The following is a 19,296-nucleotide window of genomic DNA, read 5'->3' as shown; positions in this document are numbered from 1 at the left end:
CTGCTTGTTTACGAGTCTTCCTTATTCACGACCAGTGCCGCAGAGACGCCTCCCCTCCCTCTCGACAGAATCAGCGAGGACCCGGTGGAGACCCGGCTGCTGATGCCCGGCACGAAGCGGAGGCCGTTGTCCTGAATCGATGCACCCAGATAAGGCAGGCCGGGCAGCTCTCCGTGATTCATAGCCAGCACGCTCAAGGCGGTATCGAATGCGCCTGCCGCTCCGATGGCATTGCCGAAGGCCGTCTTGGGGCAGCCTGCCCATTTGTCTTGGACACTGTCGCCGAACACCTGCTGGATGGCCGCGCATTCGATCCCGTCCTCACGGGCCGATGCCGCCCCGTCCAGCGAGAGATAGCCGATGTTCTCCGGCTGCGTCTCCGAATGCTCCACCGCCAGCCGGATGGCCCGGGCGCACTGCGCCACGCTTTCTTCAACCGGTGCGGCCTCCTGGCCGGCACTGGTGAAGCCGAAGCCCTGGATATTGGCCCGCACCCGACTGGCAGCTTCACGCCGCCGGAGGCTTCGCTCCGATTCCAGGCAGAGGAAGGCCGCGCCTTCGGCCAGCGCCATGCCGCTGCGGGACTGCACATACGGCCGGTAGGCCGTCTCCGCGCTGTCCGCCTTCAGATTCAGCAGCCCCTCCGCGTTGTAGAACGCGAGCGCCCATGGATCAATTGGCGTCTCAGCCCCGCCCACCACAGCGGCATCAATGATTCCGCTGCGGATCGCCCGGGCCGCATAGGCGATGGCCAGCAGCCCGCTGCACCGGTCGGCGATAACGGTCTTGCTGTAGCCCTTGATGCCGAAGGCCAGGGACATATGCCCCTGGGCAGCCGCCGGGAACCAGTTGCTCGCCAGGTTCGGGTCCGTGAAGGCGGCGCCTTCGGTATGCAGCACACGGAGACCGTTCCTTGCACTCTCCCATCCGCCGGAGTTGTTGCCGACGAAGATCCCGATCCGCTCCAGGCTCATGGTGCCAAGATTCCAGCCCGCATCGTCCATAGCATCCTTTGCTGCAAGAATCGACATCACGGAGAACCGCGAGCATTTCTTGAACAGCCGCTTCGAGATCACCTGCCCGGGGTCCAGCCCGCTGACTTGTCCGGCGAACGGAGGTGCTGCGCCCATCGTATCCTCCAGTTGGAGCGAGGACATATAATTGCGTCCGCTAAGCAGGCCGTCCCAGAAGGCCGCGGCATTATTGCCGCAAGGCCCGATCATGCCGACACCGGTTACATACACTTTGTTCTTCATCGGCTGCACATCCATTGTTCCGTCTGAAGCCTCCCCGTCCGGTTGCAGAATTCGTTCCTCTCCAGCACCATAGCGGAATGGATGCCGGAGAACCCGCTGGCATTGGTCAGAATCTGGTACAGCTCGCGCTTCACCGCCTGCTTCGGCACATAATTCAGGTCACAGGCCGGGTCCGGCTCATCCAGATTCGCCGTTGGCGGAATGTAGCCTTCGTTCAAGGCCAGCAGGCAATGCACAATCTCGATGGCACTGGCGGCCGACAGCGGATGGCCGGTCATCGATTTGGTGGAGCTGATCGGAATGGAGTATGCGGACTCCCCGAAGGTTCTTTTGTAGGCTGCGGTCTCGAAGGCATCATTCTGCGGCGTCGAGCTTCCGTGGGCATTGATGTACCCGATCTCCTCCGGCCGGATACCGGCACTGTGCAGCGCCTCGTTCATCGTCAGAGCCAGCGCCTCCCCGTCCTGGGGCAGGTCAGTCATGTGATAAGCATTGTTCGTGCTGGCGAACCCGGTCACCTCGCCGTAGATTGGCGCGTGCCGCCGGAGCGCATGGTCCAGCTCCTCCAGCACCACAACCGCGCAGCCCTCACTGAGCACGAAGCCGCTGCGGTTGCGCTCGAAGGGCCGGGAAGCCCGCTTGGGATCATCGTTGAACTTGGTCGTGAGTGCCCCAATCGCGTCAAACGAGGAGATCGTCATCGAGCTGATTGGCGCTTCCGCCGCACCGCACAGCATCACATCATGCTCACCGGCCGTGATGGATTCGTATCCGTAACCCACCGCATCAATGCCGCCCGTGCAGCCGGTTGACATGACCAGCGCCTCGCCCTGCAGCCCGAACTGATGGGCCACATCGAAGGCGATGTAGGAGAACATGCCCTTGCGGTACAGATCTCCTTCGCCCAGTCCATAGTCAATCGGCCCTTGGCCGCTTGCCGTCAGTCCCAGGAACGTCTGCTCCGAGAACGGCGTGTCCGCAATCGCATTGGCGATGCAGACGCCTGAGCGCTCCCGCAGCTCCTTCGTGAACATAAGGCCGGCATCGTCCACGGCCCTGACTGCGGCATTGACCGCCAGAATAGCCGGCCGGCCCATCGCTGACCTCACCGCATCGTCCGCTGTTCTGCCGAGATGCTCGAATTCAGGGATTTTACCAACCACCCGGCTTTTCAGCTTCATGTCCTCATAGCCCTGGAGCCGGTCATATCCCACCTTGCCCTCCAGGCTGTTCCTCCAGAAGTCCTCCAGCGTATTCCCCAGCGGGGTAAGCAGCCCCATGCCGGTGATTACGACTCTTCTTCCCTTCGTCTTCTCCATCTGAGGCTCAGCTCCGAACCGTTTGCTGCTCGATATTCTGCTTGATTGCCGCCATCTGCTCCTTCGTGGTCCGGTTCAGATGCGCCTCCACCTGTTCCCCGGTAAGCCCGCTTGCGGGATCGACCTCGAACTCCTGAATCCAGGTCATATACGTCCCTTCGTTCTGCTCTTCATAGAGCCATTCCAGGTTCATATGCTTGAACGGCAGCAGCGGTGCGAGTCGGCGGGCGGTGATCCGGAAGTTCGGACGGTCAAGCCACCGCTCGGAGGTCCAGGACCGGGCTGGCCGGTTCTCCTCGGGATATGTCGTCAGCTCGAAACGGATGTACGCCTCAGTCTGCTCCAGCACCCGGCTCTCCTGGTACTCCGTGAATAGCTCCGTCCAGTTCGCAATATCGTTAGTCCTGTCGAATACGGTGTTCCGGTCTGCATGAATCCAGATACTGTTCTGAATCGTTGTCACTCCACATGCCTCCCCAATAGGTTTACAGACATCGTAACGCTAAATTTCGCAGGGTGACATAACCCGGATGTTAGTCTTGCGTTAATCTACAGTTAGTTTGCAGCAGCGACAGGAAGCGCGCTTTTTCGCATACATTGGACCCCACACCGGCTCGCAGGCGCAATGTGTTCGGTTTTTCGCATACATTCGACCACACACCGGCTCGCGGGCGAGATGTGTTCGGTTTTTCGCATACATTCGACCACATACCGGCTCACGGGCGCAATGTGTTCGGTTTTTCGCATACATTCGACCACACACCGGTTTGCGGGCGCAATGTGTTCGGTTTTTCGCATACATTGGACCACACACCGGCTTGCGGGCGAGATATGTTCGGTTTTTCGCATACATTGGACCACACACCGGCTCGCAAGCGCAATGTGTTCGGTTTTTCGCATACATTGGATCACACGCCGGCTCGCAGGCGCAATCTGTTCGGTTTTTCGCATACATTTGGCCACACACCGGCTTGCGGGCGAGATGTGTTCGGTTTTCCACATACATTTGGACCACATACCGGCTCGCAGGCGCAATGTGTTCGGTTTTTCGCATACATTTGGTCCACGCGCATCCGCCCCGCCCAATGTGTTCGGTTTTTGGCATACATTTGGCCATGCCCCTCTTTCATCCCGTTCACGCATACCTGTCCCAAACCAAAAAAAAAAGACCCGACAGACAACTGTCAGATCTACACACTCACTGAATATCCGATGCCCCGGCGGAACAGGATGATGTCGCTGCGGCCCGAGGTCACTTCGATTTTGTGCCTTAGCTTGTATACGTATTGCCTCACAATTTCCGGGGACGTATACCTATCCCACAGGTGATGCAGGATCTGCTCCGTCGGGATGAACTGGCCTTGGCTCTCCAGCAGGAGATCTAAGAGTTCAAATTCCTTACAGGTAAGTTCAATAACGAACTCGCCAACCTTCAGGGACTTGGAGTGGAGATTAAGCGCGATGCCTCTGGAGTGCCGGGTACCATTCGCGTTGCGGCTAAGCCCTTCGTCGAACCAGCAGCGCAGGCGGCTGAATAATTCCTCCTGGAAGCCCTGGCGTCCGGAGCTGCCGATGTACATATGATTGGACGGGATAGGAACCAACATGCCTTGAGTGCCAATCTCTTCAACAATAATGAAAATTTTCAGCGTCAATAGCTGCTGCAGGGATTGCATCATATGGATGAAGCCCAGGTTGAAATCCGGAGTGCTGACGATCACCCCATCGAACCTCAAGCCCTCCTTCACAATATCCGCCAGCGCCTCCAGCTCCCTGAAATGAAACACCTTACACCCGTATTCCCGCGCAAAAAAAGAATGAATGTTCTTGAACCTGCACTCCTCGCAAGGCTCCGTAGAACCCGCACAACAAACCAATGCAACACGCATGAGCTTCTCCCCAATCCCGTTCTTTTCAATGCCTTCCGGATTTCACCAAGGTTTTATTTTCTATTTTATAGCATTAAAAAGGATAAAAAAGGAAAAATATCATAGCATTCACCCCCAAAAATGAACAAGCAGAGACAGCATATTTCTATGCGGCACTCCGCTTGCCAAGGGCTAGTACTTATGTAGGATGGGATGGGTTATTTATTTTACACAGATTACCCGCCCTTGTGTCATTTGTATTAATTCTTGGGGTGTTAATTGAAACACTGCTCTTGGATGTCCGGCAGCAGCCCATATCTCTCTGTATTGCAACAAGTCTTCATCAATAAAAGTGAGGATGGACTCTTTATGTCCTAACGGCGGTACGCCTCCAATCACAAATCCGGTGTGTTCACGTACAAAATCAGCATCAGCTTTGCCCAACTTGTCATTTAGATGGCTGGTAATTTGTTTTTCATTAATCCGGTTTACTCCGCTTGCTATGACCAGTAAGGGTTTATCCTCATTTTTGAGCCGAAAGATAATGGATTTCGCTATATGTGCTACCTCGCAGCCTATCGCATCGGCAGCCTCCTGTGCAGTCCGTGTACTGTCAGGCAGTTCTACAACTTGATTTGTATACCCCAGCTCCAGTAGTTTGTTTTGAACCTGCTTAGCACTCTCTTTAAGTTGGTTTGTCACCGTATATTCCTCCTTAATCTTTACATGCATTAAGAATCCATATAATGCATAATCACTTGTATCGTCACATCTTCGTCCGATTGATTGAGATAACGGTGTTCAACATTGCCTGCAAATCTTATAGCCTGTCCTTCTGGTAAGGTGTATATTTCGTCCTTAATCTGTATACTGAACACTCCGGAGGTAACGGTGATGTACTCTTGAACCCCGTCATTGTGCGGGAGTGAAACATAGTTACAGGCAGGGCTGAGAATGAGCGTAAATGTTTCAATACGTGTCTGCGGATCAAAAGGAAACAGTAAATATGCTCTGCATTTTCCATTGTCCTCTGTTAAATCTGGAGTTTCTTTCCGCGTTGCAATGGATACTACTGCCTCATCCTCTTTAAGCAGAGATGAGAACGAAATATTGAGTCCCGTCGCAATTTTCCACACCGTTGTCACTGTGGGCTGCGTTTCTCCCCGCTCAATTTGATGCAGCATACCTTTGCTAACCTTGGTTAAATCGGCGAGCTTATCTAAGCTTAACTGCCTGTTCTTTCGAATACGCTGCAGATTGTTTCCTATCCTGATGTGTATAGCATTCAAACCGTAGCACCTCCTTTTGTTCATTATAATATACATATGTAACATTATACAATACATCCCCAGGCTATTATCTCCCCGACAAAATCATGCTACATATCCCCATTCGTCTCGATTTTCTTTCCCAATGATTATTCATTAATCTGCCTATGGGGTGTAGGGTGGGTATTAGGACCTCTTTATCAAAAAATACCTTTTTGCTTACTTGCCCTTCCCTACTAATAAACAATGAATATCCTAAATTGCAGATATAGTATCTGTAATATTTTGTTAGGGAGTTGTTTGAAATGGAAGAGAACAAAAAGAAAGAACCTTGTAATTGTGGTCAGCACATTGAGAGTAGCCCCATAACTGTACCTGCTGGCGGTAAATTCAAGGACATTAGCCTAAGAGCCAATGCCTGTCTCTCCAATCAGTCCGACTTTATTAATGGGGCCGTGATCTCTCAAGGAACATCCTATAATATTATAGATTTAGCTAAGTGGGTATCATGGCAAAGCTTTCAGTCTCCCTATTTTGGCGTTTTGCCAATCTCGCTCGTTCTTGCTCATTGGGCTTTTGAGCATGGATGGAGCCGGTCCTCCTTCCAGAGTGCGTGGAACCCAGGATTTCAGACAGGTACTTGCGGTTATAGCGGCACAACTGACAATACTCCTCATGGAACTTTTTTCAATAATGTTATTCAAGGGGTTTCTGCTTATGCTCATCTTTTAATCTCAGGCTACCGCCACGTGCAATTTGCTTACTCTCATGCAGGTTTTGGAAATACAGGTCTCAATGCAGCCTGTACTGCATTGAGATACGGCTTTTATGCTAACTACACAGGAAGTTCTACAAGTTATTGTTCGTCACAGTCCTATGCATTAAACAGCACCAGTACAAGAAGGTTGTGGACAGCAAGTGGTGGTTATCAAAATATGTATGAGACCATAACAGGTAGAGATTGCCTGAATAACTATACGTATCAACAATCAAGCGATCCTAATGTATATGGATTTAATAATATCTCTTGGTAAAATATAGCCCAAACGAGACAATCATGACTCGTTTGGGCTTTTCAAATTATTGAATCACAAGATCCATAGTTAAGGAAATGGCTATAACTTTATCTTTTTCAATCGAAAATACAATGGCATATTTTTTGTTAACTGATTTTTGCTCTAATAGTTTATTATCACCATTACTTTTTACCTGTTTCACTTCAGGATAAGCCTTTTTCACATCCTCTTCAGTACTACCAATACCTATATTTCGCGGTGTAGTTCCTTTAAAAGGTTCAAGCACCCGAATTCCCCAAACCTTATTATCAATGTTCAAATAGATCCCCTTTTTTTCATAGATCCATAAAGGGCTGCCATTACCGTGAGTAATAGTTTCTTCGGAGGGTTGACCTATTTTTTGCTCCACCTCTTCTTCTGACTGTCCAATTGCCACATCTCCAATCGACATATCTTTTTCTGTTAAAGTATAATCATTATCGCCAGCTTGTGTTATTGGAGTTGATAGTATCGTTGGTAAAGGACTTGGAGACAACATTGAAGTTGGGTTCACACTAGCAGAAGGTTGACTTTCTGCCCCTCCCTCTTTAGAACATGCTGATATTACTATAATTAGGCTCAAAATGATTCCAACCCGGATAATTTTTCTTCCTACGCCTAACATCATTCCCTTCCTCCCTTTTAATCATTGTTACATAATTAGACGCCATACAAATTTAAAAAGTTTCCCATAAATAATATTTTTTAGGTTACTCTACTAACTCTATTCTACAACAGATCCTCATTCGTCTCGATTTTCTTTCCCAATGATTATTCATCCATTTCCTATGCTATAATCGTTCAAAAGATTAAACCATTGATTGAAGGTGGCCAAACATATTGGACAATACCGAGCGGAAGGAACGATTGAATGAGCTGGCGGCGGCTTTCCGCGAGTCTCAACAGGCCTTATTTGCGGTTGGGGACCCGACACGGCAATTGATTATTCTATCCTTGATTGATAGCAGCGGGGAATGCAGGGAGGGCGGCACCCGGGTCGGGGAGATTGCTTCCAGAACGAACCTGTCCCGCCCGGCCGTCTCCCATCACCTGAAGATCCTGAAGGACGCCAACTTAATCGGGATGAAGCGTGTGGGGACCAAGAATTATTACTATTTGGAGGTTCATCAGAGCGATCTGTTCAAGCTGAAGCAGCTATTTGACGACTCTGCGGCATTTGTATACCGGCTTCAAGATGGGGCCACAACTACAATGGAAGAGGAAGGGTGACTCCCGGATGGAAAATTTCGTGCTGAACAACGGTGTGCTGATGCCCAAAGTCGGTCTAGGCGTTTATAATATCAAAAATGAAGATGAAGCTGCGCTGGTCTATGCACTGGAAAACGGGTACCGGCATCTGGATACAGCGGCAGCGTACCGCAACGAAGAGCTGATCGCCAGCGCGATCCGGAAATCCGGAGTGCCGCGAAGCGAGCTTTTTATCACAACTAAAGTATGGAGCACACATCTGGGGCGAAAGACCCGCCAGGCCTTTGAAGACAGTCTGCACAAACTGCACACCGATTATATCGATCTCTACTTGATCCACTGGCCGGCCAAGAATTACATGGAGAGCTGGCAGATCATGGAGTCCTTATACAAGGAGGGCAAGATCAGAGCGATCGGGGTATCCAATTTTGAGCCGGAGCATCTGGACAAGGTGATGAAGCAGGGGACGATCATCCCCGCAGTGAATCAGATCCAGACGAACCCCTTGCTGCAGCAAGAATCGCTTCATGATTATATGAATAAGCATAATATCCAGCATGTGGCCTGGAGCCCTTTTGGACACGGCAATCAGCAGATGCTTGCTCACCCTGTACTCACTGAAATAGCAGCCAAGTACAACAAAACCCCAGCGCAGGTCATCTTGAGATGGAACCTTGACCGGAACATCGCAGTCATACCGAAATCGGTTACTCCCGCAAGGCTGAAGCAGAATATGGAGCTGTTTGATTTCTCCCTGACTGAGGAAGAAATGAAGCAGATCGCCGCCCTGGATGAGGATAAAAGAGGATTCATCGATCCCCGGAATAAATTTTACCTGTGGACTACCCGTTTTATCCCGTTGTCCTAACAATTGCGTATTAATTTTCCGACAACTGCAACTTTTCCGCACGTTTAACCATCATAGTATATAGAGGTGATGCACAATGAAAACTACTAACTTAACGAAGCGCGCAAAAACCATGAGCATCGCGTGCGGAATCCTGGCTGCCAGCTTATCGTTTGGAGCGTCCGCATTTGCCTTTTCGGACCTCAAGGGGAATGCGGCCGAGACGAAGATCAATTCGCTGCATAATGCCGGTGTCATTAACGGAATTACGGGTGACCTGTTTGCCCCGAATGCGAAAGTAACGAATGCACAAGCCGTGCAGTTCCTGGTGAAAGGGCTGTCGCTGACTCCTAAGACAGACAGCAATGCTACAGCCAGCCAATTGTTCGATAATGTTAAGGATAATGCCTGGTATGCGTCATCGTTCGCGATTGCCAAACAGGCCGGCCTGACGCTGGCGAAGGACATCAAGCCGAATGAGGCGATGACCCGGGCGGAATTCGCCCATCTCCTGGCAGAGGCCCTGCAGAGCAAAGGGAACTTCCCCGTAACGAAAATGTACTTCATGATCGAGGATGGCGACAAGCTTCCGTCAGAGGTGAATTACAGTCTCCAGGTCCTGCTGAACACGAAGGTGCTCACGCTGGACAACGGCAAATTCCGCCCGTCCGATGCCATTACCCGCGCTGAAGCAGCGGTGATGATCCATGATGCCGCTGATTTCGCCGATCGGGTGATTACGCCGAACAATCCGGGGAATGAGCCTTCCGAGCCGGAGCCGGTGCCAGAGAATCAATACACTTCAGAAGTGACTTTGGATAAAATCGCTGAAGGTGTCAACAAAGCCACCATCACCGTCGATAACCTGCCGAACCCGGGGTACGGCCTGGCGGTAGAGCGCATCGAGTTCACCAGCGACACCAAAGCGGTGATCTACTTCAAGGTGACCCTACCTGACCCGGATAAAATGTATCCGCAGGTGATCTCCAAAGGCACGGTCTCCACGTACCTGCCTGCAGGCTTCACTGCAACAGCAGAGCCTGTGATGGGTTCACGCTGGCTCGAGCCGTCTGAGGCTGCCAAATAAGCTGCACCCTTCCAGCACCATAACCAGACCATAACAAAAAGCAGTCCCTGCACATCAGGGGCTGCTTTTTTTCATTCCAAGCCTACTTATTCTGCCGCAGCCGGTTCCGGTAATCCATCGGGCGGCAGCCGTAGGTCTTCTTGAACATTTCCGTGAAGCGGTTCACATTGCTGAAGCCGGTCAGCCCGGAGATCTCCATGATCTTCTTATCCGTGGTCTCCAGCAGGCTGACCGCCTCCGAGATGCGGTATTCGTTCAGGAAGTCCATCGGGGACAGGTCGAATTGCTTCTTCATGAAGCGGCAGAAGTAGGACGGGCTCATATTGACCTGCTGCGCCATGTCGGCAAGCGTAATCCGCTTGTTGTAGTTCTGCTGGACGTAGGCGAGCATTTTTTTGGCCAGCATCGAGCTGTTGCCGCCTCTGGATTGCCCGGGCAGCTCCGCCCGCGGATGCTCGGCCGCATATTTCTCCAGCCGGTAGAGCCCCTCGAACAGCCTGGCCTTGATCAGCATCTCATAGCCGTGCGCCTCCTGCTGATAGAGATCGCGTACCTCCTCCAAGAGCGGGATGAGCTTCAGCTCCTGCTCCAGCTCCCGGTGAATCAGCAGCGGATAACGGCCGCCCTGCAGGAAGAGCGGGAAGATATACTGCTGCTGAATCCGGTCATTCTCCAGGCTGGTCAGGAAGTTGAAGTGCACCAGCACCGCGCAGAACACAATCTCCTCCTGATCCACCCGGATCGCAGAGTGCAGCATATTCGGCTGAATGAAGATCACCTCGCCGCTCTGCACTACGATTTTCTCCTGCCCCACATGGAACTTGGCCGTCCCCTTAAGCATGAACAGCAGCTCCAGCTCCTCATGCCAATGGGAATACAGCACCAGATTATTCGTAGGGGAGACCTTGGTCACATGCACACTCATGCGGAACTGCCTGCTGCCGTGAGTCAGCTTCTCCTTCATGTCCTGAGAGACAGGCTCACCGATGGCTTCCAGCAGTTCAAGACTTTTTTTCATAAGAGGCTTCCTCCCTCCCGGCCCGCAGGCCAGCAGCACGCATTATTACTTAGCGTTACCCCTTCACCGCACCAATCATAACACCCTTCTCGAAATACTTCTGAATAAAAGGATAGATGATCAGCACCGGCACCGTCGAGACGATAATGACCGCATACTTGATCTGATCCGCGAACTGCTGGGCATAGCTGCCCGCACCGGCCCCGGCCCCTGATCCTGCTCCCCCGGCAAAGGCCTGGTTAGAGAGCAGAATATTGCGCAGGACAATCTGCAGCGGCTGCAGGCGGTCCGTATTGATGTAGAGCAAGGCATTGAAGAAGTCGTTCCAGTGACCCACCATATAATAGAGCGTGATGACCGAGATGACCGCCTTGGACAGCGGAACCACCACCGACAGGAAATAACGGAAATGCGAGCAGCCGTCCAGCGTCGCCGCCTCGTGCAGCTCCTCCGGGATCGACGTCTCGAAGAAGGTCCTGGTAATAATCAGGTTGTATACGCTGACCGCGCCGTTCACAATCATCACCCAAGGCGTATTCAGCAGATTCAGGTCGCGGATCAGCAGATACGTAGGGATCATGCCCCCGCCGAAATACATCGTAATGACAAACATCGGCATAATGAACCGCCGCGCCTTGAACTTCCGCTGGGACAGGGCATAGGCCGCAGGCAGCGTCACCAGCAGATTCAGCAGTGTACCCAGCACCGTGTAGATGATTGTGTTCATATACCCCTGCCAGATCCGGCTGTCCTTGAAAATCTGCTCATATCCGTAAAAGTTAACCGCCTTCGGCCACAGGATCACCTGCCCCTGGTTGACCATCGTCGAGTTGCTGACCGAAGCGATAATGATGAAATACAGCGGGTACGCAACCATAATGAACGCGGCAATTCCGATCACCGCAACCATCAGCGTATACAGCCTGTCTGCAATGCCGCCCGAATAGTTAAGGCTCTGCGAATGAGAGGCTTGTTTGCTTGACATCCCATTCCCTCCTTACATCAAGCTGATTTTTGAGGTGCGTTTAGCCAAACTGTTCGCCAGAATCAGGAACGTAAAGTTAATGACGGTATTGAATAATCCGACTGCCGAACCGAAGCTGAACTGATTGGATTTCACCCCGACGTTGAAGACATACGTGGAGATGACCTCGGACACCGGCTTGTTCAGGCTGTTCTGCATGAGGAAGGTTTTCTCGAAGCCTACGCTGAGAATGTTCCCCATGTTCATAATCAGCAGGATGATAATCGTCGGCAGAATCGCTGGAATCTCCACATGCCAGACCGTCTGCCAGCGGTTCGCCCCGTCGATCCTGGCGGCATCATACTGCTGGCCATCCACCGAGGACAGGGCGGCAATGAAGATGATGCTGTTCCAGCCGCAGGCCTGCCAGATCCCCGAGAGGACATAGACCGGAACGAAGGCGCCGGGGTCCCCGACCAGATTCGTATCCGCAGGGATCAGATGCAGCGCTTTGAGGAAGCCGTCGAGCAGCCCCGTAGTAGGTGAGAGCATAATCTGCAGCAGGGCCACCAGAACTACAGTGGAGATGAAGTACGGCATATACACCGTAGTCTGCAGGATGCGCTTGCGCCGGTTACTGCGGATGGAATTGACCACAAGCGCCAGCAGAATCGGCATCGGGAAGCCCAGCAGAATCGAGAAGAACGCGATGATGAAGGTATTGCGGAGCGTAGGCCAGAACATCGGGCTGTTGAAGTATTGCTCGAAATATTTGAACCCGGCCCAATCGCCCCCGGTCAGCCCTTTACTGAAATCGAATTCGCGAAAAGCAAGCTGAATGCCATACATCGGGCCGTAACAGAAAATGGCGATGTAAATGACTGCGGGCAGCACCATAATCCACAGCTGGTAATGCCCGGCGTACTTGCGCAGCCACCCGCTTCCGCGAAGTGTCGTCTGTGCTGGTTTCATTGAGAGCGCTCCTTCCGTTTCCCGCTATTTCAGGTTCGCGAGGTATTCCTCATACGCTTTTTGCCGGATCTGCAGGTTCTGCTCCAGACCTGAGCTGTTAACGGAGGATACATAAGCGGCCCACTCCTTCTCAATGTCCGCCTTGGTGGTCAGCCAGCTTGCCCATTTCTGATCGGTAATATTGTTGATGTTCGCCTGGTTCATCGCCAGTATGTTGGTATCCTCCGTGCTGTACTTCATGAAGTTCTGCGGGTAGACATTGGTCTTCTCGTCCGCCTTGCTGATCAGCTCTTCATAGACCGCCTTCTCCTTCAGCACATTCTGCATATCCGTGCCCAGCGTCACCTTATCCTTCAGCGCATCGGCAATGTACATCGGACCGTTGTCCGCGAAGGAATTCGTCCATTTCCAGGAGCCCGGGTCGAGGGAAGCGTCCGCCGGAGGCAGAATCGCATACGTTCCGTCCCCGTTGTCCTTAATCCCTTTATCCGTGTCATTCATCCCGCCGAACAGCACCTGCAAGCTAACCTCCGGCTCGTAAAAAGCATCAATGAAGCGCATCGCCGCTTCCTTATTCTTCGAGCTGGCACTGATCGACACCGCATTGGAGCCGTAGTTCTGGTAGTAGTAGTCATTGCTCCAGTACAGCTCATCCGTTGAATCCGCGTGCTGCTTGAGCTGCGGCAGGGTAATATACTGGTCCTTCAGCTCGTTGCCGAAGCGGTCGCCCGTCTCCCAGCCCCAGGTGAAGCCGACCTTGGCCGTGGCTCCGCTGCCCCGGGCCACCGACTGGTATTTCGAGTAGTCCTGCGTGACCACTTCCTTGCTGATCAGGTTCTGGCTGTACAGCTTCTGCAGGAACTGCATCAGGGTTTTGAAGCGCTCATCAACATAGAAATTCTTGACCTGCGCACCCTCTGTGAAGTAGCCGTCCGTTGCCCCGTTGGACAGAGGCAGGCCCAGACTGCCCAGCAGCAGCTTCGGCGTGAAGTCCCAGCCGATCGGATTGAAGTCCATCGGGATCTCATCCGTCTTGTCCCCGTTCCCGTTCGGGTCCCCGTCGCGGAAGGCGACCAGCACTGTCTCCAGCTCATCCCAGGTTGTGGGCACCTGAAGACCGAGGTTATCGAGCCACGTTTTGTTGATGAACATCGAAGCGGTCGAGGCCGGCCAGATCCCCTTGTAGCGCGGAGTTCCGTAGATTTTGCCGTCATTCTGGGTAGCAAGCGTTTTCAATTCCGGGTGCTCGCTGAACATCTTCTGGATGTTAGGCGCATTCTGCTCAATCAGCGGACCCAGGTCCTCGAATAACCCGTTGAATTGGACGAAATCCGAGTTCGCGGTTGCATTAAACAGCAAATCCGGAATTTCTCCGCTGGCAAACAAGGCGCTCTTCTTCTGATCCCAGTCTGCGGAGATCTGCTGCCATTCCACCTCCACGTTGGCCTTTTCCTCCAGCTCCGTGAGCCATTTCATCTCCCCGACATCCTTGGTGAGTGAATGCTTGACGATAATCGCCTTCAGCTTCGTCTTCCCTTCCGGCGAATTGGTGGAATCCGCCTCCGTGCTGTTATTTCCCTTGCTGCAACCCGCGAGTGATAATCCTGCCAGACAGCCAGCCATGATTAAGGCAAGAATACTCTTTTTTCTCATTTGACTTACCCCCTTAGTAGTAATTAGAAATGCATGACATGCCTATATGCTTAAGAGCATCGCTCTGTCCGCCAGAAAGTCAGGACCATGGGAGAATCGCATGAATGTTAAAAAGCTCGCGGGTGCATAATTTAACAATATATACAGTTAATTCTTAAGCAGGGTTTAAGTAAGCGTTACCACAATTATAGTTTCTCTTCCTGCTGCTGTCTCACCGTATATTACCTTTTAATCATCGTATTTTGACCTTTTTGCTGGAGGGAGTGACAGAATTCGGGGCTTCAACAGCTATCGGGTAGGTGAAAATTGACACATAATGAATCTTTTTGGGACGCGGGCACTGCTTGCTTCTGTGGTGACTGCAACCTTTTGCCGCTTCGTTCCATCTATGAATATAAAGAGGTGATGTACAATGAAGAATAGAAACTCCCGGATGCGCACAGCCAAATTCACGCTGGCCTGCGGTATTCTGGCGGCAACGGTATCTTTCGGAGCATCGGCGTCCGCTTTCTCGGACATCAAGGGCCATGCAGCCGAAACCAAGATCAATGCTCTTCATCAGGAGGGCATCATTAACGGGGTGACCAGCGATAAGTTTGCACCCAAATCCAAGCTTACGGTTGCGCAAGGCGTGCAGCTCATGGTGAACGGCCTGAAGCTGTCCCCGCAGTCATCCTCCGGCAAGCAAGCCGGGGATTACTTCGATAAGGTGAAGGCTACGGCATGGTATGCCCCTGCCTTCTTGGCTGCCAAGGAGAGCGGCTTGTCCTTGGACCGGTCTATTGATCCTAATGCCGAGATGTCACGGGTCCAGTTCGCAACATTGCTGCTTCAGGCGCTTCAGAGCAAGGGGGACTTCGCGTATACTGAGAGGTACGCAGAGATTACGGACGGCAGCAAGCTGTCTGCCCCGGAGATGAACAGCCTGCAGATACTGATCAACACCGGGCTGATCACGCTGGAGAAGAACAACACCTTCCGCCCGAATGAAGCGGTCACCCGTGCGGAAGCTGCGGTATGGATCTACGATGCAGCCAAATTCGTGAAGGAAGTGATTATGATGGATGAGGATGATTCGGCTCCGGCCAACACCTACGAAGCTGCGGTCAAGCTGGACAAAGCCGCCGATGGTGTCAACAAAGCTACAGTTACGGTATCCAATCTGCCGAACCCGGGGTACGGTCTGGTTATTGAGCGGATTGAATTCGGCTCCGGGAAGACTGCTGTCATCTACTTCAGAGTCACATCACCGGCACCCGGCTCGATGAATCCGCAGGTCATCTCTTCAGGCACAGCGGTTACTTATCTGCCGGAAGGCTACACTGCCGTTGCCCGTTCTGTGAACGGTCCGGCGGCTTCGTCTGCTCCTTCAGCACTGAAGTAGCTGCTGCCGGTTAATACACAAACAGCGCACCGCCGGGTATCCGGGCTGGTGCGCTGTGCTTTTTTATATAGGGGAATCGCTGGTTATTCCAGCTCCATATGATAACGGATCTCCTGACGTCCCGTCCGGAATCCGGCAGATTTGTACAGCGACAACGCCGAGTCGTTGTCCGTCAGCACAACCAGCTCCGCCTGCTCCAGGCCGTGCTGCTTCAGATATGACAATGCACGGCTCAGCAGCGCCTTGGCGATTCCGCGTCTTCGCCAGCCCCCCTGGACGAACACATCCTCGATGACGCCCTTCTGCTCCTCCTGCCAGACCATCAGGCTGCCCGCCACCTGCCCGCCGTCCCGGACGGCCATTGATGTCCAGAGCGGATGCTCCTGGTATTCCATCAGCCGCTCCATACCCAGAGGATTATCCGGCCAGATCTCTGCCTCCAGCTCCAGATAAGCCGCCCGCTGCTCCGGCGTATCCAGCGGTTCGTCCGTCATTTCCAGACCTGCCTCCAGTTCTGGCGTATGGATGGGTTCATGCAGATCCCGGTGGAGCGTATACAAGCAACTCTCCGGCCGGTAACCGAGATGCTCTGCAAAATAAGCATGGCAGCTCTCCTCCGCCGCATAATTGCCTGTGCACAGGATCGTTCCATATTCCGGAGGCAGCGTGCTCTTCAGCACATATGCCCGTTCCAGCAGCAGAGCGTAGACACTGTCACGCAGCTCCAGATCCTTTTCCCGGCCGGGCCGCAGCTTCAGATTCACAAAAATCTTGTGCTTGCTCCCCGCCGCGCGTCCCGGAGGCACCACATTGAACACCTGAAGCTGGCCCTTAGCCACCATCCGCTCCCCTTCGAAGGCACAGAATACATTCTCCCAGTTGCTCTCCTCCCCCACCCACCAGAACAGCATATCCCCGCTGGCCGACACCAGCTCATACAACTCCCCAAGCGCCGCCATATCGCTCTGTCTAAACTGCCGGATTACTCGATTATTCACATAACGTCCTCCATGTTTGGTTTTGTAATAATCATAACATTGCCGGGCAGGGATGGTGCGTGCAAGAACAGGTATAATTGTTCTCTGCTAAGTGATGTTCATATGAACCAGAGTGCGGATTTCACCAGGGTCACTACGCCGAATGCACACATGATTCCTCCAGACACCTTGTTAAATATGGACAGCTTCAAGGACCCCTCCAGCAAGTGATTACGGAACAGCACTGCTGCTCCCGACAGGAAGACCCACCATAACGCCGAGCCAAGAAACACACCCGCAACCAAAGACAGCATATTCGTGAGCGTATGGGACACCAGAATGCCCGAAGCGCTGAATACGCCCAGGAAGAACATAATCGTTATCGGGTTCGACAACGTCAACAGGAACGTTATTGCGTAAGAGCCCAGCATCCCTGCTGAAGGAGGGGTCTGAGGTGCTTCCTTAGCTGGAACCTGGAAGAGCGATTGTATACCGAACCCGCAGATAAACAATCCGCCAAGCACCTGGAGAGCTATTTTGTAATCCATTAGGGCGGCAGTCAGGGCGGTTAGGCCGAACCCGGCAAGAATGCCATACACCGCATCTGCTGTTGCTGCCCCCAGCCCGCTGAAGAGACCGGCTCGGAACCCTCTGGCCATCGTCTTCCTGATGCATAATACACTGATCGGTCCTACAGGAGCCGCAATGGACAGCCCCAGCAGCAGCCCTTTGGTTATCCATTCCCATGGCATATGAATCCCTCCTTCGCCTCTATTCCTCTTTCAGTGTAGATAGAATGAAGAAGGTGTTGGACCTCACAATGTTATAGTGTGCCTTAAGTGTGTGTGTAATAAATGCCTCCACAGCGGACAAGTCCTCCAGCGCCACCTTCAACAGATAATCATATTCGCCCGAAATATGGTGACACTCCAGCACCTCCGGGGCTTGAATAATCCCCTCACGAAAAGCTTGGGTCTCCTGTGAGCCATGAAGCTGCAGAAAGATGCAGACTACACAGCTCTGCCCCATGGCCTTGCGGTTCACCTTGACGGTGAACTTTTCAATCATCCCGTTCCGTTCCAGCTTCCGGATTCTCTCCGCAATGGATGGAACAGACAAATGAATCACCTTCGAGATATCGGAGCTGGTCATACGGCTGTTCTTCTTCAGCAGCTCCAGAATTTGCAGATCAGTATCATCCATTCCGCTCACTCCTTTTAGGTAAATTATACGATATGGATAAAAAAAGAAAATGGAGTCTTATGAACTTGTAATTTTATTAAGAAAAATGAATTATTGATTAAAAAAATTAGTTTTTGACTCAGCGGATAGCAGTTATACTTAAAAAGTTTAACCATCTACTCCTCCCTAATTCAGACGTCAAAGAGGCCAGCCGGAAATCCGGCTGACCTCATCTTATATCCTAAGTCATATCCTAAATCTACAGCCCTCTAACCAACCCGCCATCCACCATTACGGTCTGGCCTGTGCTGTAGGAGTTGGCTTCGGAGCAGAGAAAAACGATCATTCGGGCAATCTCCTCAGGCTGGCCGTAACGGTGCAGGGGAACGCTCCGCTCGGACTCGGCACGAATCTCTTCTATAGGGACCTGCCGGGCCTCTGCCTTGAGCCCATCCAGATACAGCGTCCGGTCTGTGGCAATGCGCCCCGGTCCCACTGTGTTAATAAGTATACCGTAAGGAGCCAGCTCACCAGCCAGCGTCTTGGCCAGACCGGCAATTCCGGTGCGGAACGTATTGGAGAGAATCAGCCCATCGATCGGCTGCTTCACGGAGATGGAGGCGATGTTGGCGATTCTGCCGGCACCGGATTGCTTCAAGTGCGGCAAGGCACCACGGATCAGCCGGATCACGCTCATCAGATTCTGCTGAAACGCCTTCTCCCACTGTTCATCCTCCATCTCCTCGAACGTTCCTCCCGGGGGACCTCCTGAATTGGTTACCAGCACATCAAGCCCGCCCAGGGCAGAGACGGCTCCCTGCACGAACGCTTCAATGTCCGCCTTGACCGTTAGGTCGGCCTGGAGGCTGTACACCTTCACCCCGTAACGCTCCCTGATCTCCTCTGCCGTCTTGCGGAGCTGCTCCTCGTTCCGGGAACAAAGGGCCACATTCGCACCCTCCGCGGCAAATTCCTCGGCTACCGCCCTCCCGATGCCTTTGCTGGAGGCGGCGACCAGTACGTTTTTACCTTTGAGCTTCAGATTCATGGACATCTGCCTCCTTCAGATTGTAAGCCTCCAGCCGCTTGCGGACCAGAAAGCCGTTATTTGCTGCAAATTGCCCCTTTTGTCAGCCTAACCGGCACAGAGGACGCTAATGAGGCTGCCGGGCATAATTCCAGGCTCCGCGGCCTGAATTAAGGGCCCCTGAGTCCGCAAGGACCTGAAAAACGCCGA

At 52.7% G+C, this 19,296-nt stretch carries 20 protein-coding genes; 5 read left to right on the top strand and 15 right to left on the bottom strand.

The genetic code is table 11. The features are described 5' to 3' along the window. Positions 1-8: 8 nt before the first annotated feature. The 6 genes from MHI24_RS22285 to MHI24_RS22260 form a co-directional block, all read right to left on the bottom strand. A complete protein-coding gene (locus tag MHI24_RS22285; protein WP_340021710.1) occupies positions 9-1,256 on the bottom strand; it encodes a beta-ketoacyl synthase N-terminal-like domain-containing protein in 1,248 nt (415 codons plus the stop codon). After that, entirely contained in the window at positions 1,253-2,575 is a 1,323-nt protein-coding gene (locus MHI24_RS22280; RefSeq protein ID WP_340021709.1) for a beta-ketoacyl-[acyl-carrier-protein] synthase family protein, read from the bottom strand. Before MHI24_RS22280 ends, MHI24_RS22285 begins: the two co-directional genes overlap by 4 nt. Positions 2,576-2,582: 7 nt before the next feature. Beyond that, positions 2,583-3,038 carry an SRPBCC family protein gene (locus MHI24_RS22275; RefSeq protein ID WP_340021708.1) on the bottom strand — a complete coding sequence of 152 codons (456 nt, stop codon included), beginning with the start codon at positions 3,036-3,038 and terminating at the stop codon, positions 2,583-2,585. 727 nt (positions 3,039-3,765) lie between these two features. Further along, on the bottom strand, positions 3,766-4,362 hold the full coding sequence (locus MHI24_RS22270) for a winged helix-turn-helix domain-containing protein (RefSeq protein WP_340021707.1): 597 nt from the start codon (positions 4,360-4,362) through the stop codon (positions 3,766-3,768). Between the two features lie 303 nt (positions 4,363-4,665). After that, complete coding sequence (locus MHI24_RS22265; RefSeq protein WP_340021706.1) at positions 4,666-5,145, bottom strand: YbaK/EbsC family protein; 480 nt, start codon at positions 5,143-5,145, stop codon at positions 4,666-4,668. Positions 5,146-5,174: 29 nt separating this feature from the next. Beyond that, complete coding sequence (locus MHI24_RS22260) at positions 5,175-5,732, bottom strand: XRE family transcriptional regulator (RefSeq protein WP_340021705.1); 558 nt, start codon at positions 5,730-5,732, stop codon at positions 5,175-5,177. Positions 5,733-6,016: 284 nt separating this feature from the next. On the opposite strand from MHI24_RS22260, the gene MHI24_RS22255 reads away from it, so the two are divergent. After that, entirely contained in the window at positions 6,017-6,745 is a 729-nt protein-coding gene (locus MHI24_RS22255; RefSeq protein WP_340021704.1) for a hypothetical protein, read from the top strand. 46 nt (positions 6,746-6,791) lie between these two features. Here the strand turns inward: MHI24_RS22255 and MHI24_RS22250 are convergent, their stop codons facing one another. Beyond that, on the bottom strand, positions 6,792-7,394 hold the full coding sequence (locus MHI24_RS22250) for a hypothetical protein (RefSeq protein ID WP_340021703.1): 603 nt from the start codon (positions 7,392-7,394) through the stop codon (positions 6,792-6,794). 212 nt (positions 7,395-7,606) lie between these two features. Here MHI24_RS22250 and MHI24_RS22245 point away from each other — a divergent pair, with 212 nt between their 5' ends. The 3 genes from MHI24_RS22245 to MHI24_RS22235 all read left to right on the top strand — a co-directional run bounded on the left by MHI24_RS22245 (position 7,607) and on the right by MHI24_RS22235 (position 9,909). Further along, positions 7,607-7,996, top strand: a complete 390-nt coding sequence (locus MHI24_RS22245; RefSeq protein ID WP_340021702.1) for a metalloregulator ArsR/SmtB family transcription factor — start codon at positions 7,607-7,609, stop codon at positions 7,994-7,996. A gap of 7 nt (positions 7,997-8,003) precedes the next feature. Then, complete coding sequence (locus MHI24_RS22240) at positions 8,004-8,843, top strand: aldo/keto reductase (RefSeq protein ID WP_340021701.1); 840 nt, start codon at positions 8,004-8,006, stop codon at positions 8,841-8,843. 76 nt (positions 8,844-8,919) lie between these two features. After that, positions 8,920-9,909 carry an S-layer homology domain-containing protein gene (locus MHI24_RS22235; protein ID WP_340021700.1) on the top strand — a complete coding sequence of 330 codons (990 nt, stop codon included), beginning with the start codon at positions 8,920-8,922 and terminating at the stop codon, positions 9,907-9,909. Positions 9,910-9,991: 82 nt separating this feature from the next. On the opposite strand, the gene MHI24_RS22230 is transcribed toward MHI24_RS22235, so the two are convergent. The 4 genes from MHI24_RS22230 to MHI24_RS22215 all read right to left on the bottom strand — a co-directional run bounded on the left by MHI24_RS22230 (position 9,992) and on the right by MHI24_RS22215 (position 14,516). Further along, positions 9,992-10,927, bottom strand: a complete 936-nt coding sequence (locus MHI24_RS22230) for an AraC family transcriptional regulator (RefSeq protein WP_340021699.1) — start codon at positions 10,925-10,927, stop codon at positions 9,992-9,994. A gap of 55 nt (positions 10,928-10,982) precedes the next feature. Then, positions 10,983-11,837 carry a carbohydrate ABC transporter permease gene (locus MHI24_RS22225; RefSeq protein ID WP_340026755.1) on the bottom strand — a complete coding sequence of 285 codons (855 nt, stop codon included), beginning with the start codon at positions 11,835-11,837 and terminating at the stop codon, positions 10,983-10,985. A gap of 87 nt (positions 11,838-11,924) precedes the next feature. Then, positions 11,925-12,863, bottom strand: a complete 939-nt coding sequence (locus MHI24_RS22220) for an ABC transporter permease subunit (RefSeq protein ID WP_340021698.1) — start codon at positions 12,861-12,863, stop codon at positions 11,925-11,927. Positions 12,864-12,887: 24 nt separating this feature from the next. Further along, entirely contained in the window at positions 12,888-14,516 is a 1,629-nt protein-coding gene (locus MHI24_RS22215) for an ABC transporter substrate-binding protein (protein WP_340021697.1), read from the bottom strand. Between the two features lie 412 nt (positions 14,517-14,928). Between MHI24_RS22215 and MHI24_RS22210 the strand changes: the two genes are divergently transcribed. Continuing rightward, positions 14,929-15,900: an S-layer homology domain-containing protein gene (locus MHI24_RS22210; RefSeq protein ID WP_340021696.1), complete on the top strand. Its 972-nt coding sequence runs from the start codon at positions 14,929-14,931 to the stop codon at positions 15,898-15,900. 83 nt (positions 15,901-15,983) lie between these two features. On the opposite strand, the gene MHI24_RS22205 is transcribed toward MHI24_RS22210, so the two are convergent. From MHI24_RS22205 to MHI24_RS22190, 4 genes are all read right to left on the bottom strand, one after another. Then, positions 15,984-16,898, bottom strand: coding sequence for a GNAT family N-acetyltransferase (locus MHI24_RS22205; RefSeq protein ID WP_340021695.1), 915 nt, complete (start codon positions 16,896-16,898; stop codon positions 15,984-15,986). A 98-nt stretch (positions 16,899-16,996) separates the two neighbouring features. Next, positions 16,997-17,629: a LysE family translocator gene (locus MHI24_RS22200; RefSeq protein ID WP_340021694.1), complete on the bottom strand. Its 633-nt coding sequence runs from the start codon at positions 17,627-17,629 to the stop codon at positions 16,997-16,999. Positions 17,630-17,648: 19 nt separating this feature from the next. After that, positions 17,649-18,080 carry an Lrp/AsnC family transcriptional regulator gene (locus MHI24_RS22195; RefSeq protein WP_340021693.1) on the bottom strand — a complete coding sequence of 144 codons (432 nt, stop codon included), beginning with the start codon at positions 18,078-18,080 and terminating at the stop codon, positions 17,649-17,651. 238 nt (positions 18,081-18,318) lie between these two features. Continuing rightward, on the bottom strand, positions 18,319-19,107 hold the full coding sequence (locus MHI24_RS22190) for an SDR family oxidoreductase (protein WP_340021692.1): 789 nt from the start codon (positions 19,105-19,107) through the stop codon (positions 18,319-18,321). Positions 19,108-19,296: the final 189 nt, after the last annotated feature.

The organism is Paenibacillus sp. FSL K6-1096 (assembly GCF_037977055.1).
Lineage (GTDB): Bacteria > Bacillota > Bacilli > Paenibacillales > Paenibacillaceae > Paenibacillus_AQ.
This window is presented reverse-complemented; position numbering and strand designations above follow the sequence as displayed.

Coding starts and splice junctions, on each gene's coding strand:
- MHI24_RS22285 (WP_340021710.1), bottom strand. CDS start 1,256: ATGAAGAACAAAGTGTATGTAACCGGTGTCGGCATGATCGGGCCTTGC.
- MHI24_RS22280 (WP_340021709.1), bottom strand. CDS start 2,575: ATGGAGAAGACGAAGGGAAGAAGAGTCGTAATCACCGGCATGGGGCTG.
- MHI24_RS22255 (WP_340021704.1), top strand. CDS start 6,017: ATGGAAGAGAACAAAAAGAAAGAACCTTGTAATTGTGGTCAGCACATT.
- MHI24_RS22250 (WP_340021703.1), bottom strand. CDS start 7,394: ATGATGTTAGGCGTAGGAAGAAAAATTATCCGGGTTGGAATCATTTTG.
- MHI24_RS22240 (WP_340021701.1), top strand. CDS start 8,004: ATGGAAAATTTCGTGCTGAACAACGGTGTGCTGATGCCCAAAGTCGGT.
- MHI24_RS22235 (WP_340021700.1), top strand. CDS start 8,920: ATGAAAACTACTAACTTAACGAAGCGCGCAAAAACCATGAGCATCGCG.
- MHI24_RS22230 (WP_340021699.1), bottom strand. CDS start 10,927: ATGAAAAAAAGTCTTGAACTGCTGGAAGCCATCGGTGAGCCTGTCTCT.
- MHI24_RS22225 (WP_340026755.1), bottom strand. CDS start 11,837: ATGGTTGCGGTGATCGGAATTGCCGCGTTCATTATGGTTGCGTACCCG.
- MHI24_RS22220 (WP_340021698.1), bottom strand. CDS start 12,863: ATGAAACCAGCACAGACGACACTTCGCGGAAGCGGGTGGCTGCGCAAG.
- MHI24_RS22215 (WP_340021697.1), bottom strand. CDS start 14,516: ATGAGAAAAAAGAGTATTCTTGCCTTAATCATGGCTGGCTGTCTGGCA.
- MHI24_RS22210 (WP_340021696.1), top strand. CDS start 14,929: ATGAAGAATAGAAACTCCCGGATGCGCACAGCCAAATTCACGCTGGCC.
- MHI24_RS22200 (WP_340021694.1), bottom strand. CDS start 17,629: ATGCCATGGGAATGGATAACCAAAGGGCTGCTGCTGGGGCTGTCCATT.
- MHI24_RS22195 (WP_340021693.1), bottom strand. CDS start 18,080: ATGGATGATACTGATCTGCAAATTCTGGAGCTGCTGAAGAAGAACAGC.
- MHI24_RS22190 (WP_340021692.1), bottom strand. CDS start 19,107: ATGAATCTGAAGCTCAAAGGTAAAAACGTACTGGTCGCCGCCTCCAGC.